Origin of the sequence: Mangrovibacter plantisponsor (assembly GCF_003182475.1) — a bacterium.
GTDB lineage: Bacteria > Pseudomonadota > Gammaproteobacteria > Enterobacterales > Enterobacteriaceae > Mangrovibacter > Mangrovibacter plantisponsor.
Genome location: NZ_QGTS01000003.1, coordinates 201,678 through 215,313 on the forward strand (window position 1 = coordinate 201,678; position 13,636 = coordinate 215,313).

At 51.2% G+C, this 13,636-nt stretch carries 12 protein-coding genes; 8 read left to right on the forward strand and 4 right to left on the reverse strand.

What is annotated here, in order from left to right; translation table 11 throughout:
* Nucleotides 1-41 precede the first annotated feature (41 nt).
* Genes DES37_RS05830 through DES37_RS05840 form a run of 3 tightly spaced genes read right to left on the reverse strand, consistent with a single transcriptional unit; the run spans nucleotide 42 to nucleotide 2,568 of the window.
* A complete protein-coding gene (locus tag DES37_RS05830; protein ID WP_110025171.1) occupies nucleotides 42-173 on the reverse strand; it encodes a DUF2474 domain-containing protein in 132 nt (43 codons plus the stop codon).
* The gene (cydB, locus tag DES37_RS05835; protein ID WP_110025172.1) at nucleotides 173-1,171 is read right to left on the reverse strand and encodes a cytochrome d ubiquinol oxidase subunit II; all 999 of its coding nucleotides are present in this window, start codon (nucleotides 1,169-1,171) and stop codon (nucleotides 173-175) included. The genes DES37_RS05830 and cydB overlap by 1 nt, the downstream gene beginning before the upstream one ends.
* Entirely contained in the window at nucleotides 1,171-2,568 is a 1,398-nt protein-coding gene (locus DES37_RS05840; protein WP_110025173.1) for a cytochrome ubiquinol oxidase subunit I, read from the reverse strand. Before DES37_RS05840 ends, cydB begins: the two co-directional genes overlap by 1 nt.
* A gap of 305 nt (nucleotides 2,569-2,873) precedes the next feature.
* On the opposite strand from DES37_RS05840, the gene DES37_RS05845 reads away from it, so the two are divergent.
* The 7 genes from DES37_RS05845 (at nucleotide 2,874) to patD (ending at nucleotide 10,329) form a co-directional block, all read left to right on the forward strand.
* Nucleotides 2,874-3,287 carry an acyl-CoA thioesterase gene (locus tag DES37_RS05845; protein WP_036113036.1) on the forward strand — a complete coding sequence of 138 codons (414 nt, stop codon included), beginning with the start codon at nucleotides 2,874-2,876 and terminating at the stop codon, nucleotides 3,285-3,287.
* A 3-nt stretch (nucleotides 3,288-3,290) separates the two neighbouring features.
* Complete coding sequence (locus DES37_RS05850; RefSeq protein ID WP_036113040.1) at nucleotides 3,291-4,709, forward strand: aminotransferase-like domain-containing protein; 1,419 nt, start codon at nucleotides 3,291-3,293, stop codon at nucleotides 4,707-4,709.
* Nucleotides 4,710-4,952: 243 nt separating this feature from the next.
* Entirely contained in the window at nucleotides 4,953-6,101 is a 1,149-nt protein-coding gene (gene ydcS / locus DES37_RS05855; RefSeq protein WP_110025174.1) for a putative ABC transporter substrate-binding protein YdcS, read from the forward strand.
* 13 nt (nucleotides 6,102-6,114) lie between these two features.
* Entirely contained in the window at nucleotides 6,115-7,128 is a 1,014-nt protein-coding gene (locus tag DES37_RS05860; RefSeq protein ID WP_036113046.1) for an ABC transporter ATP-binding protein, read from the forward strand.
* Between the two features lie 2 nt (nucleotides 7,129-7,130).
* Nucleotides 7,131-8,072, forward strand: a complete 942-nt coding sequence (locus DES37_RS05865; RefSeq protein WP_110025320.1) for an ABC transporter permease — start codon at nucleotides 7,131-7,133, stop codon at nucleotides 8,070-8,072.
* Nucleotides 8,062-8,868, forward strand: a complete 807-nt coding sequence (locus DES37_RS05870) for an ABC transporter permease (RefSeq protein WP_110025175.1) — start codon at nucleotides 8,062-8,064, stop codon at nucleotides 8,866-8,868. The genes DES37_RS05865 and DES37_RS05870 overlap by 11 nt, the downstream gene beginning before the upstream one ends.
* 36 nt (nucleotides 8,869-8,904) lie before the next feature.
* A complete protein-coding gene (gene patD / locus DES37_RS05875; protein WP_110025176.1) occupies nucleotides 8,905-10,329 on the forward strand; it encodes an aminobutyraldehyde dehydrogenase in 1,425 nt (474 codons plus the stop codon).
* 51 nt (nucleotides 10,330-10,380) lie between these two features.
* Here the strand turns inward: patD and DES37_RS05880 are convergent, their stop codons facing one another.
* On the reverse strand, nucleotides 10,381-11,991 hold the full coding sequence (locus tag DES37_RS05880; RefSeq protein WP_110025177.1) for a sensor domain-containing diguanylate cyclase: 1,611 nt from the start codon (nucleotides 11,989-11,991) through the stop codon (nucleotides 10,381-10,383).
* A gap of 287 nt (nucleotides 11,992-12,278) precedes the next feature.
* Between DES37_RS05880 and DES37_RS05885 the strand changes: the two genes are divergently transcribed.
* Nucleotides 12,279-13,628: an esterase-like activity of phytase family protein gene (locus DES37_RS05885; protein WP_110025178.1), complete on the forward strand. Its 1,350-nt coding sequence runs from the start codon at nucleotides 12,279-12,281 to the stop codon at nucleotides 13,626-13,628.
* Nucleotides 13,629-13,636 lie beyond the last annotated feature (8 nt).

Sequence of the window (13,636 nt, forward strand, 5' to 3'; positions counted from 1 at the left end):
AACAATATAGTTCCCCGCCAGGCCTGCCTGGCGGGTGTGGTCTAGTGGGAATGCAGCCCGGCCAGTTGCATCAGCAACCGGAACAGGAAACTGACACCCCCCAATGCCAGAACACTGGCAGCCCAAATAAGCAACAACCAGCTAAGTTTGCGCCATACTGGAGCCGGGTTCATTAGTGATACCCTCCATCAGCAGTCACTTTTCCACGAAATACATGGTAACTCCACCAGGTGTAGCCAAGAATAACGGGTAAAATAAACAACGCTCCGGGCAACATAAAACGCTGGCTGGCCGCAGGTGCTGCCGCATCCCATAAAGTCATCGATGGTGGTAGCAGAAATGGCCACAGGCTAACCCCAAGCCCGGCAAACCCAAGAAAAACGAGCATAATTGCCATAATAAAAGGATTCCGGTGGGTATTGTTTTGCCGCAAAGTCCGGGCCAGTTGAAAACTGCAAACACCAACCAGTAATGGCACCGGCAACAGGTACCAGAAACCCGGCAGGCTAAACCAGCGCCTGGCAATAAATGGCTGAGTTAGTGGGCAAAAAACGCTAACGCCCAGCAGAATGACCAGAAATAATCCCAGTAGCAATGTTGAAATGTGGCGCATACGTAACGCCAGCTCACCATCACACTTCAAAACCAGCCAGGTGGAACCAAGCAGACTCCAGGCTACAACCAGACCAACACCACAAAACACAGTGAATGGCGTTAGCCAGGGGAACAATGACGTACTGCTCCCGGAAAAGCCCTGAACAAGAGCGCCTGCTACCATCCCCTGGGTAAACGTTGCCACAAAAGAACCCAGCATAAAGCTTTTATCCCAGAACGCTCGGTGGCTGTGCGTTGCGTTAACCCGGAACTCAAAGGCCACGCCGCGGAAAATCAGCCCCAGGAGCATCAGTGTCAGTGGTACCGCCAGGTAATCAGTAATTGCTGCGTAAGCCTGTGGGAAGGCACCAAACAAGGCCGCGCCCCCCAGAACCAGCCAGGTTTCATTGCCATCCCAAACAGGTGCTACCGTGTTGACCATCACATCACGCCGGAAGCGCGTATGCTCAACGGCAAACAGCATACCCACCCCCAGGTCAAAACCATCCATAATGATGTACATCAGCGTGGCAAAAATAATCAGTGCAAACCAGAAAAGTGATAAATCCATTGTGATTACTCCTTATCACTTATTGCGGCTGAAAGTGGGCGGGCAGGAGTACCATGCATCTGAGAGCCGGTGTCCGCTGTGTCTGTCTGTTCCGGCCCCTTACACATCAAACGCAGCATATAGTGATAACCCACGCCAAAAACAGCACAGTAAACGACAATAAAGGTCAACAGGCTAAGGCTCATATGCAGGGTACTGTGGGCAGAAACGGCATCTTTGGTGCGCAGCAGGCCATAAACCACCCAGGGTTGGCGGCCCACTTCAGTTGTTACCCAGCCGGCCAGAAGCGCTATCAGCCCTGAAGGCCCCATAGCAACTGCAAAACGCAGCAACCAGGTATGAGCGAACAACCGGTTATTTCTGCGGTTCACTAAGGCCCAAACACTGAGCAGGATCATTAAAATACCCAGCCCAACCATGACACGAAATGACCAGAAAACCAGGGGCGACCAGGGGCGGTCACCCGCAGGAAACTCGCTTAGTGCGGGTACTTGTTTGGTTAACGAGTGTGTCAGGATCAGGCTGCCTAATGCCGGAATTCCCACAGCGTAACGCGTTGTTTCCCGTTGCATATCGGGCAGGCCAAACAGTAACAGTGGCGTCGGTTCACCTGGGGTGTTTTTCCAGTGCCCTTCAATAGCGGCGATTTTGGCAGGTTGGTATTTCAGGGTATTTAGCCCATGCATATCGCCCAAAAATGCCTGTAGTGGCGCGGATACAAGTAACATCCACATTGCCATGGAAAACATGGTGCGTACGGTTGCATCTTTGCGCCCACGTAGCAGGTGCCAGGCGGCCGTTGCACCCACAAACAGTGCGGTACTGACAAACGCAGCAACAGTCATATGCATCAGGCGGTAAGGGAACGACGGATTGAAAATAACCGCAAACCAGTCAACAGGTACAACATGGCCTTGTTCGATGCGATAACCCTGCGGGGTTTGCATCCAACTGTTGGATGCCAGGATCCAGAAAGTGGATATTAGTGTCCCCAGCGCCACCATGCAGGTTGCGAAAAAATGCAAACGCGGGCCCACTTTATTCCAGCCAAATAACATTACGCCAAGAAAGCCAGCCTCAAGGAAAAAAGCGGTCAGCACTTCATAAGTCAGCAGGGGGCCAGTAACACTTCCGGCAAATTGAGAGAAAATTTTCCAGTTAGTGCCAAACTGGTATGCCATCACCAGTCCAGACACAACACCCATACCAAAGTTAACCGCGAAAATTTTACTCCAGAAATGGTACAGCGTGCGGTAATGAAGGTGCTGAGTTTTCAGCCATAACCCTTCAAGCACCGCCAGGTAGCTGGCAAGACCAATGGTGATAGCCGGGAAAATAATATGGAACGAGACCGTAAAGGCGAACTGGATCCTCGCCAGATGAAAGGCATCAAACGCCACGATAAAAACCTCATAATTACCGAGTGGTGGCGTTATCTTAAGTAGCCATGTTGTTACATGGCAGCCACAGTTAACGGGTATTTTCCTATAACAGTTTCACAAAAAATGCCAGAATAAAGAAAATTGTTATATATAACCGGTAGCTGTGGCTTCCGTTAGTTAAAAAAGTGTTATTATAGCGCCTCACTGAACCTGCCTGCTGCTATGTGCATTGTGTGCCTTAATCCAGTGTGCCTGCTGTCTGTACCGTTTTTAGTCGGGGAAGATTAACCAGGTGGGTGATTTTTTTGTTAACAGGAAGTCTTGCGATGAACCAAAAAGATGCGGCCTGGATAGAAGAAAAGATTCGCTTTTCACAGACCAGTGTTGCCAAAGTTGTGTTCCCGACCACCATTAACCACCATTCAACACTGTTCGGTGGTACTGCCCTGGCCTGGATGGATGAAGTTTCATTTATTGCCGCCACCCGTTTTTGTCGCAAACGCCTGGTTACAGTCTCAACCGAAAAGATCAATTTTAAACACCCGATCCCTTCGGGTTCGATTGTTGAACTGGTTGGCAGGGTGACCCGGGTGGGTAATACCAGCCTCACTGTCACTGTGACTATCTACCTTGAGCAGATGTATTCCGATGGCAGGGAAGAAGTGATTCACGGCGAGTTTAACTTTGTCGCCGTCGATGATAGTGGCAAATCAACACCGTTGTTCGACGAGACACCCTAGCCTGTGAAAAAATACCAGCAACTGGCTGAGCGTATTGCACATCAGATTGAGTTGGGTGTCTGGCATCCTGGCGACAGGCTGCCATCAATACGTGAACAAACAGGCCATAGTGGCATGAGTTTTATGACTGTCACTCACGCTTACCAGTTGCTGGAAAGCCGGGGGTTAATCACTGCACGCCCGCAATCAGGCTATTATGTCTCGCCCCCTGCGTCTGCAACCACGCCTGGTGTACCAGCATCCCTGGTTCACCAGGAAAACGTAGACATCAACAGTTATATTTTTGATGTATTGCAGGCCAGTAGCCGCCCGGGTGTAGTGCCTTTTGGCTCCGCGTTCCCCGACCCAAGATTATTCCCGCTCGCCCAACTTAACCGCTCCCTTGCACATGTGGCGCGTAACACCAGTGCGGTGAGTATGACGGAAAACCTGCCGCCAGGTCACCGTGCATTACGCCAGGCCATTGCCCGTCGTTACGCCCAACATGGGTTAACAATTTCCCCGGACGAAATAGTGATTACCACCGGTGCGCTTGAAGCCCTGAACCTGAGTTTGCAGGCAGTCACCGAACCGGGAGACTGGGTTGTGGTGGAGACACCCTGTTTCTATGGCGCTCTGCAAGCCATTGAGCGCCTCAAACTTAAAATGATTGCTATCCCCAGTTCTCCCCACCACGGGATTGATCTCGCAGCCCTGGAACAGGCCCTGAATAACTGGCCAGTAAAAGCCTGCTGGCTGATGGGGAATCACCAAAACCCACTGGGGTTCACACTACCTGATGAACGCAAACAACAGATAATCGCGTTGCTGGCACAGCATCAGGTGTCATTAATTGAAGATGATGTTTATGGTGAACTCTACCAGGGAAACACACGCCCAGCCCCGTTCCGGGCTTTTGATACTGGCGGCATCACACTGCATTGTGCTTCGTTCTCTAAATCTCTGGTGGCCGGGTTCCGTGTTGGTTGGGTGGCCGCAGGCAGGCATGCGCGGCGTATTCAACAGTTGCAACTGATGAGCACGCTGTCTGGCAGCGCTCCGGTGCAAATGGCGCTGGCTGATTACCTGACGACCCGCAGTTATGACACCCACCTGCGCCGTTTACGGCGGGTTCTTGCAGAGCGTAAGCACAAAGCATGGCAAATTTTGCGCCAGCACTTACCAGAAAATTGTGTTATCACCCGCCACGATGGAGGGTATTTCTTATGGGTTTCTTTACCTGATGGTATTGATACCCGGGCACTGAATACCGCGGCAATTCGTGAACAAATTAGCCTTGCTCCTGTGAGTATGTTTACCGTGGGCCAGGCCGGGCTTAATGGTTTTCGCGTTAATGCTTCTTTCCCCTGGCAGGAACGGGAGATTCAGGCTGTACAAACACTTGCCCGGCTGTTGCAGCAGGCGCTCAGCGCAGCTTCATAGGAAATTTCAATACCGGCTGTTTTTCACCAACAACTGCTAACTCCCTGTCTACACTTTAAAAGTTCACTCTTTTTCTGAAACTCCTCAGCGCCCGCTGGGTAAAACTGCGCGTTTAATCACAGCCTGGTGAAATAGTCTGATTCCGGTGCCGGGAAAAGAGAAAGAACCGTCTACTGTTTTTACGGGAGATATTTTTACGCCAGGGCGGGCCTGAATACTTTTAATAAGACAGGAGCCTTACTCATGACACATCGTTTAGCACGCAGCCTGTTATCCCTCTGTGTATTTTCCACCATTGCCAGCCCGGTAGCTTTCGCTGAGCCAACATCTGTTGGGCCTGGTGAAGGGCGGCTCGATATCATCGCCTGGCCGGGCTATATCGAACGGGGGCAAAGTGATAAGAACTATGACTGGGTAACGCAATTTGAGAAAGAAACCGGGTGCGCTGTGAATGTTAAAACCGCAGCAACATCTGATGAAATGGTGAGTCTGATGGCGAAAGGGGGATATGACCTGGTGACTGCATCGGGTGATGCCTCATTGCGCCTTATCATGGGTAAACGCGTTCAGGCGATTAATACCGCGTTGATACCTAACTGGAAAAATGTTGACCCACGCCTGAAAGACGCCCCCTGGTTCACGGTGGCAGGCAAAGTGTATGGCACGCCGTACCAGTGGGGGCCAAACTTGCTGATGTATAACACGAAAACCTTCCCGACTCCGCCAGACTCATGGTCAGTGGTGTTTACCAAACAGCAACTGCCTGACGGCAAGAGCAATTCTGGCCGTGTTCAGGCATATGATGGCCCCATTTATATTGCTGATGCCGCGTTGTTTGTTAAAGCGACACAACCTCAACTGGGCATTACCGACCCATACGAACTTAACGAACAGCAATATGAAGCTGTACTGAAAGTATTGCGTGACCAGCACGCGCTGATTCACCGTTACTGGCATGATGCCACGGTCCAAATGAGTGATTTCAAAAATGAAGATGTGGTTGCTTCAGGCTCCTGGCCATATCAGGCTAACGTACTGAAAAGCGAAGGGCAGCCCATTGCCACTACCATTCCGAAAGAAGGTGTTACCGGCTGGGCAGACACCACCATGATGCATACGGATGCAAAACACCCTAACTGCGCATACAAGTGGATGAACTGGTCGCTGACGCCAAAAGTGCAGGGTGATGTGGCAGCCTGGTTTGGTTCATTACCGGCAGTCCCGGCAGGGTGCAAAGCCAGCACACTGTTGGGCGACAAAGGGTGCGAAACCAACGGCTATGGCAGCTTTGCCAAAATCGCATTCTGGAAAACCCCTGTTGCTAAGGGTGGCAAATATGTCTCCTACAGCCGCTGGACTCAGGATTACATTGCGATAATGGGCGGGCGTTAATGCCGGGGGTGCTATGTCTTACGCAGTACAGTTTGAAAATGTCTCCCGGCGTTTTGGCGAGGTACGCGCTGTTGACAGCGTAACACTCGCAATTAATGAAGGGGAGTTTTTCTCCATGCTCGGGCCATCTGGCTCGGGCAAAACCACATGCCTGCGCCTGATTGCCGGCTTTGAGCAAAGCAGTGCCGGGCGCATTTTAATTCATGGGCGTGATGTCACAAGCATTCCGCCTTATGAGCGCGATGTAAATACCGTCTTCCAGGATTATGCGTTGTTTCCCCATATGAGTGTGCTGGATAACGTGGCCTACGGGCTGATGGTAAAAGGTGTGGGGAAAAAACAACGCCTGGCTCAGGCGCAGGAAGCGCTGGAGCGGGTTGCTTTAGGGTTTGTGCGCCAGCGCAAGCCCTGGCAACTCTCCGGTGGGCAGCGCCAGCGTGTTGCACTGGCCCGCGCGCTGGTAAACCGCCCAAGAGTATTGCTGCTGGATGAACCGCTCGGTGCGCTCGATTTAAAATTGCGCGAACAAATGCAACTGGAGCTGAAAACGCTGCAACGCGACCTGGGCATTACTTTCGTCTTCGTCACCCACGACCAAAGCGAGGCGCTGTCTATGTCGGACCGGGTGGCAGTATTCAACAATGGGCGCATTGAACAGGTTGATACTCCCCGGGTGTTGTATAACCAGCCAGCCACTGCGTTTGTCGCCCGCTTTGTGGGCACCGCGAATGTGCTGGCCGGGGAAACCTGCAACACAATTACCGGTAAAACGGGGAGTTTCGCACTGCGGCCCGAATATATACAACTGGATAACCAGGGCGCATTTCAGACCCAGGGTACCGTGCGGGAGGTTCAGTATTTCGGCGCCGCAACCCGGCTGGATGTGCAATTAGCCAATGGTGAACATTTGCTGGTCAGCCAAACCAATACACTGGGCAGTGACAGCGGGCTTTACCAGCCGGGCCAACAAGTAGCGTTGTCCTGGCCTGAAGCGGCAATGGTTCCTCTGGCGGAGGAAAGCCGATGAATATGCAGGGAGCAGCAAAAGGTGTTTCACATTACCGTTTAAGGCGTGATGTCAGTACATTTCTGTGGCGCCGCCCACTGTTGTGGCTGGCATTGTTACTGACTCCACCGGTGATGTGGTTCGCCATTATTTACCTCGGTTCTTTGTTCACATTGCTGTGGCAGGGGTTGTACACCTTTGACGACTTCACCATGTCGGTGCTGCCAGAACTGACACTGAGCAACCTGGCTGCGCTATTCTCCCCGGCAAATTACGACATCATTTCACGTACCCTCATCATGGCTTTGCTGGTCACGCTGGCAAGCGCCGTGCTGGCGTTTCCACTGGCCTGGTATATGGCGCGTTATGCCAGCGGGCGCATGAAAGCCTTTTTGTATATCGCGGTGATGTTGCCAATGTGGGCCAGTTATATTGTTAAAGCCTATGCATGGACGCTGTTGCTGGCAAAAGATGGCGTGGCGCAGTGGTTTTTAACCCATATGGGGCTGGAAGGTGTGTTAAGCACCGTGCTCAGCATACCGGGCATCGGCGGTACCACACTTTCCACCTCAGGCCTGGGGCGCTTTGGGGTGTTTGTCTATATCTGGTTGCCATTCATGATATTACCGGTCCATGCCGCGCTGGTCAGAGTGCCATCTTCAGCACTACAGGCCTCGGCAGACCTGGGCGCCAGGCCAGGGCAAACATTGCGCTATATCGTTCTGCCGCTGGCTATTCCCGGTATTGCTGCGGGTTCCATTTTTACGTTCTCACTCACACTTGGGGATTTTATTATTCCGCAACTGGTTGGCCCGCCGGGGTACTTCATTGGTAACATGGTCTATGTGCAGCAGGGGGCTATTGGCAACATGCCCATGGCGGCGGCATTTACCCTGGTGCCTTGTGTGCTGATTGGTTTATGGCTGGCGTTGGTAAAACGCCTGGGAGCGTTCGATGCACTCTAATCGCGCCCCATTTTGGCTCACTGCCACCGCCTGGTCAGTGATCGTATTTCTTCACTTCCCGTTAATTATCATTGCACTTTACGCATTCAATACTGAAGAAGCGGCCTTCAGCTTTCCGCCTTCCGGATTCACGCTACACTGGTTTGAGGTGGCTGCAGCAAGAGGGGATATCCTGAATGCTGTGACGTTGTCACTTAAAGTGGCGGCACTGGCAACAGTTATTGCGTTAATACTTGGCACGTTAGCTGCAGCAGCTCTCTGGCGAAAGGCGTTTTTTGGCCGTAATGTCATTAGTTTTGTCCTGATGTTACCCATTGCTTTGCCCGGCATTATCACTGGTCTGGCATTGCTCACTGCCTTTAACAAATTGGGGATAACGCCGGGGATGTTCACACTGGTTGTCGGGCATGCCACTTTCTGTGTGGTCATTGTGTTCAATAACGTAGTGGCGCGCTTTCGGCGAACCTCCTGGAGCCTGGTTGAGGCATCCATGGACCTCGGGGCGGATGGCTGGCAAACCTTTCGCTATATTATTTTACCGGGCCTCGCCTCTGCCATGCTTGCTGGCGGGATGCTGGCATTTGCACTTTCGTTTGACGAAATTATCGTGACGACATTCACGGCAGGCCATGAACAAACGCTGCCGTTATGGTTACTGAACCAATTAGGAAGACCGCGGGATGTTCCCGTGACAAATGTTGTAGCGCTGGTTGTGATGGTTGCCACCATGTTGCCCATACTTGGAGCCTGGTGGTTAACACGTGATACCGACACAACAGCCGGTAGTGAAAAATAATGCGACAGCAACACCAAAGCAAACAAGGAAAATAACATGCAAAGCCAACTTTTAATCAATGGACAACTGGTTACTGGACAAGGTGAACCTCTTCCCGTTTACAACCCTGCCACCGGCGAAGTATTGCTTCAGGTGCCCGAAGCCACGGTGGAGCAAGTTAACAGTGCAGTGAGTGCTGCCAGCGCCGCTTTTGACTCATGGAGCCAGACAGTACCCCGTGAACGTGCTGAAAAACTGCTGGCACTGGCAGATATCATTGAACAACATGCAGAGACATTTGCCCGTCTGGAATCGCAAAACTGTGGCAAACCTTTTCACGCAGTGCTTAACGATGAAATCCCGGCAGTAGCCGATGTATTCCGCTTTTTTGCCGGCGCGGCCCGCTGCCTGAGTGGTTCTGCTGCCGGAGAGTACCTGGAAGGGCATACATCTATGATTCGCCGTGACCCGGTGGGTGTGGTGGCGTCTATCGCGCCCTGGAACTATCCGTTGATGATGGCCGCCTGGAAATTAGGTCCGGCACTGGCCGCGGGTAATTGCGTGGTTATCAAACCGTCTGAAATTACACCATTGACCACATTTAAACTGGCCGAACTGGCAAAAGACCTTTTCCCGGCGGGCGTACTGAGTGTGCTGTTCGGGCGTGGCCAAACGGTGGGTGACGCTCTGACGGGGCATAAAGACGTTGCGATGGTGTCACTGACTGGTTCTATTCCAACAGGCGCGCATATTATTCGCCACACATCGCAAAGTGTGAAACGCACGCATATGGAGTTAGGCGGGAAAGCGCCAGTGCTGGTGTTTGATGACGCAGATCTTGATGACGTAGTGGACGGGATCCGGGCATTTGGTTTTTACAATGCAGGGCAGGATTGTACTGCTGCGTGCCGCATCTACGCACAGAAAGGTATTTATGCCCAACTGGTTGAAAAACTGGGTAACGCCGTCAGTACACTCAAGACCGGAGCCCCTGACGACACTGAAACCGAACTGGGTCCGTTAAGCTCACTGGCACATCTTGAACGGGTTGAAAAAGCCGTCAACCAGGCTAAGTCATTACCGCATATCAGTGTGGTAACGGGTGGCAGCCGGGTACCCGGCCCGGGGTATTATTTCCAGCCAACGGTGCTTGCTGGTGCGAAGCAGGGCGATGATATTGTGCAACGTGAAGTGTTCGGCCCGGTGGTCAGTGTGACAGAGTTCGACGACGAAGCGCAGGCATTACTTTGGGCAAATGACTCTGATTACGGGCTGGCCTCATCTGTCTGGACGAAAGATGTTGGCCGGGCTCACCGCCTGAGCGCCCGCCTGCGTTATGGCTGTACCTGGGTAAATACCCATTTCATGCTGGTCAGTGAAATGCCACACGGTGGGTTAAAGTCTTCTGGTTATGGCAAAGATATGTCGATGTATGGCCTGGAAGATTACACCGTAGTCCGCCATGTGATGATTAAACATTAAGGTTAGTATTCGCGGGCGGAATCCTCCGCCCGCAATTAATGAGGGGCCCGGTCAGGCGTGGGATGAAGATGCGGTGTGAACGCCAGATGTTTGGGGAAGCGGGCACACCGAGCGGTAAAGCACCACCCGGTTGCGGCCTTTGTCTTTCGCTTCATACAACGCGATATCGGTCATTTTAATGGCTTCATCAATATTGTCCGCATCTTCAAGCGCAGCAATACCGGCTGAAATAGTGACAGAAGGCAACTGAGGCTGTTTTTCCTGTTCAATACTACAACGGATGCGATCAGCGATTTTCTCCGCATTTTCTGTGCTGGTGCCCGGCAGCATAATGACAAACTCTTCCCCGCCAAAACGCCCAACCAGGTCGGTTTCCCGGCAGATAGTTTTAAGAATGCTACTGACCATCACCAGAACTTTATCCCCGGTATCATGCCCCCAGGTATCATTAACACGCTTAAAGTGATCCAGGTCGAGGGAGATAAGCGCATTCTCGCTGTGTTTCCCTGATATGCTCGCCAGCGTCATAAAGCCGCGCCGGTTAAGCAGCCCGGTTAATGGGTCCGTTGATGCTTCGCGATCCAGGTTTTTCACCTGCTTAATGGTCGAAACCATCCCGGCACTGATTGATACCTTCAGTTTATTAGCTTCGTAATACCAGGCATCTATCTGGCGAATCTCTTCCACCACATGAGCCGTTGGCTTACTGGCAGAAAGTATGGCCAGGCGCCGCAATGGCCGGGCTATCAGTGTTGATAATGCATACGACAACAACGAGGTAAACACCAGAATCAGAATAATAAACCACACAGACTGGCGAATAGTGGACAGCATAATGTCGTTAACCAGCGTGTCGTCGGCGTAAACAAAAACATTCCAGTCTGTTTTAGTCAGGTTGCCAACCCCCAGTAATTGGGTCGCTTCACCGTGGTTAACCACATAAGCGCCACTCACATTCTGGCTCAACATTTTTTTCAACTGGTCATCAATACCAATCTGGCTGCCCACTTTGTTCGGGTCTTTATTAAAAATAATATGCCCGTCATTGGAAACAATGCTCACATTGGCACTGTAATTATAAAAATGGGTGCTGATTATTTGGTTTAAGATGCTTTTCTCTTTCAGGTAAATCGAACCACCGATATAACCAAGGTAATTACCTGCATGGTCAAACACCGGGGACGAAACAAAAATGACATAACGGTTAGTTGTCCCGGTAAAAAAAGGCTGTGAAATATAGGGTTTGCGTGTTTTTAATGCGTTTGCATTGGCTTCAGATTGCAGGCCTATACCCCGCAAATTCAGGCTCTCCGGTGAAGTGGCCAGAATAATCCCGTGATCGTTGACCACAATAACCGAGTTAAAAAAACCAGATTGCAGGCGCAGCCGGTCAGCTTCATCAACCATAGTCTGGTAGTCGCTGAAGCTATGAATTTTACTGGCACTGTAAGCCAGTTCTTGTTGGCTGATACCAATCACTCTGTCTGCAGTTTCGGCCAGTTTACGGGCATACGCGTTGTTGTTCTCAAGAATGGTGTGCTCGATATTGGCTTTTTGATAAAAGTACAATGACGTCAACAGGAGAACACCAGTCAGCACCACTGCACCAATGGACATCCAGGTGAGTAACAGGTTGAGTTTCATGGTTCGTAGTGCAGTCATACAACGATATCCCTCTCTATGCCGGTGGTTACCTTTGCAGACCTTACTCAGTAACCAGGATTAATCTATATTTTACAGGCGAAGTTTGCGATAAGCGATAAACGAAACATAATTTTAGCGCTTAATTACCCCCTGTAATCCTGTGTAGTTCATCTGATTGCTCATACTTTAGGATTAGCCTCACCTTCGGGCTAAATTTGCTTAAGGTTAATCTGTAATTGTCATTGTGTTGTCACATATGCCCGTTTAGATAAATCCTTCACAAAATAACCAAAATGGATAACCTCATGGGCTTCAAACCACTGCTGTTGGCTGGATTTATTCCTTTCTGCTCACTGGCGGCACAACTTCAGGTAGACCGCTATGTTGTCAGTTTCCCCGGAGGGGAGCGTGTTGCTGTCAGCGAGGCACTGCAGCATACCTTTCCCAATGGATTACCCCCAGGTGTAGGTTCCGGCCTGACATTTACCGGTAAGCAGCAGGGCGAACTGACGTTTGCAACGGTAACGGACCGGGGCCCCAATGCTGATTCACCCGATGTGGGGGAGATGGCATCGAAAATCTTTGCTTCACCAGATTTCACGCCATTTATTATGACAATTCGCCTGTCCGGGAATAACGCGCTGGCAACTGAAGAACGCCCCATCCACGATGACAAAGGGAATATCTCCGGCCTGCCGCTGCCACAAGGAATGGTGGGTTCTACCAATGAAGTTGCCCTGAACAGCCAACTGAAAACACTGAACTCAGACTCAGGCGGTCTGGATACTGAAGGCATTACGCCAGATGGTAAAGGTGGATTCTGGCTCTGCGATGAATATGGCCCGTTCCTGATTCATGTCGATGGCGAAGGGAAAATCCTGGCAAAATATGGCCCGGAACCTGCTGCAGGCGAGCAAAGTATGGCCCGGGGGTTACCGGCCATCATCAAGTGGCGCCAGCCTAACCGTGGTTTTGAAGGCGTAACCCGCCTGCCGGACGGAAAAATCCTTGGCGCGGTGCAAAGCACACTCAATATAGACGGCAAAAGTAAAAATAAAGCGGCCTTTACTCGCCTGGTTGTGCTGGACCCGGTTACGGGTAAAACGGCAATGTATGGCTACCCAATTGATACACACTATAAGAAAGCAGCTGATGCGAAAATTGGCGATGTGGTGGCACTGAACAACCATGAAGTGTTGCTGATTGAGCAGGGCAAAGATAAAGACAAAGTCATGCATAACCGCATCTACAAAGTTGACTTGCGCCATGCAACAGACTTAACGCCATTTGACAGCCAGACATCACCGGAATTTAACACACCGGAAGAATTAACCAGCCGTGGCATCAAGCTGGCGACGAAGACTGAAATTGTTGATTTACCGAAACTGGGCTGGCAGCAGGAAAAAGCTGAAGGTTTGGCACTGATTGACGACCGTACTCTGGCGGTAACCAACGACAATGACTTTGGCCTTAAATCGTCGCTGGCTAACCCTGTAGACGGCGCAAAAAAACTGGATGACTACCGGGCGGATGGAAAAGGCAGCCTTACCTACAATGGACAACCGGTTAACAGTACCGTCGCGCTGTCGGCACTCAACCCACCCGAGTCGCTCAGTGAAATTTGGGTCATTCACCTGGCAAAACCAGTCAAATAACCGCTATT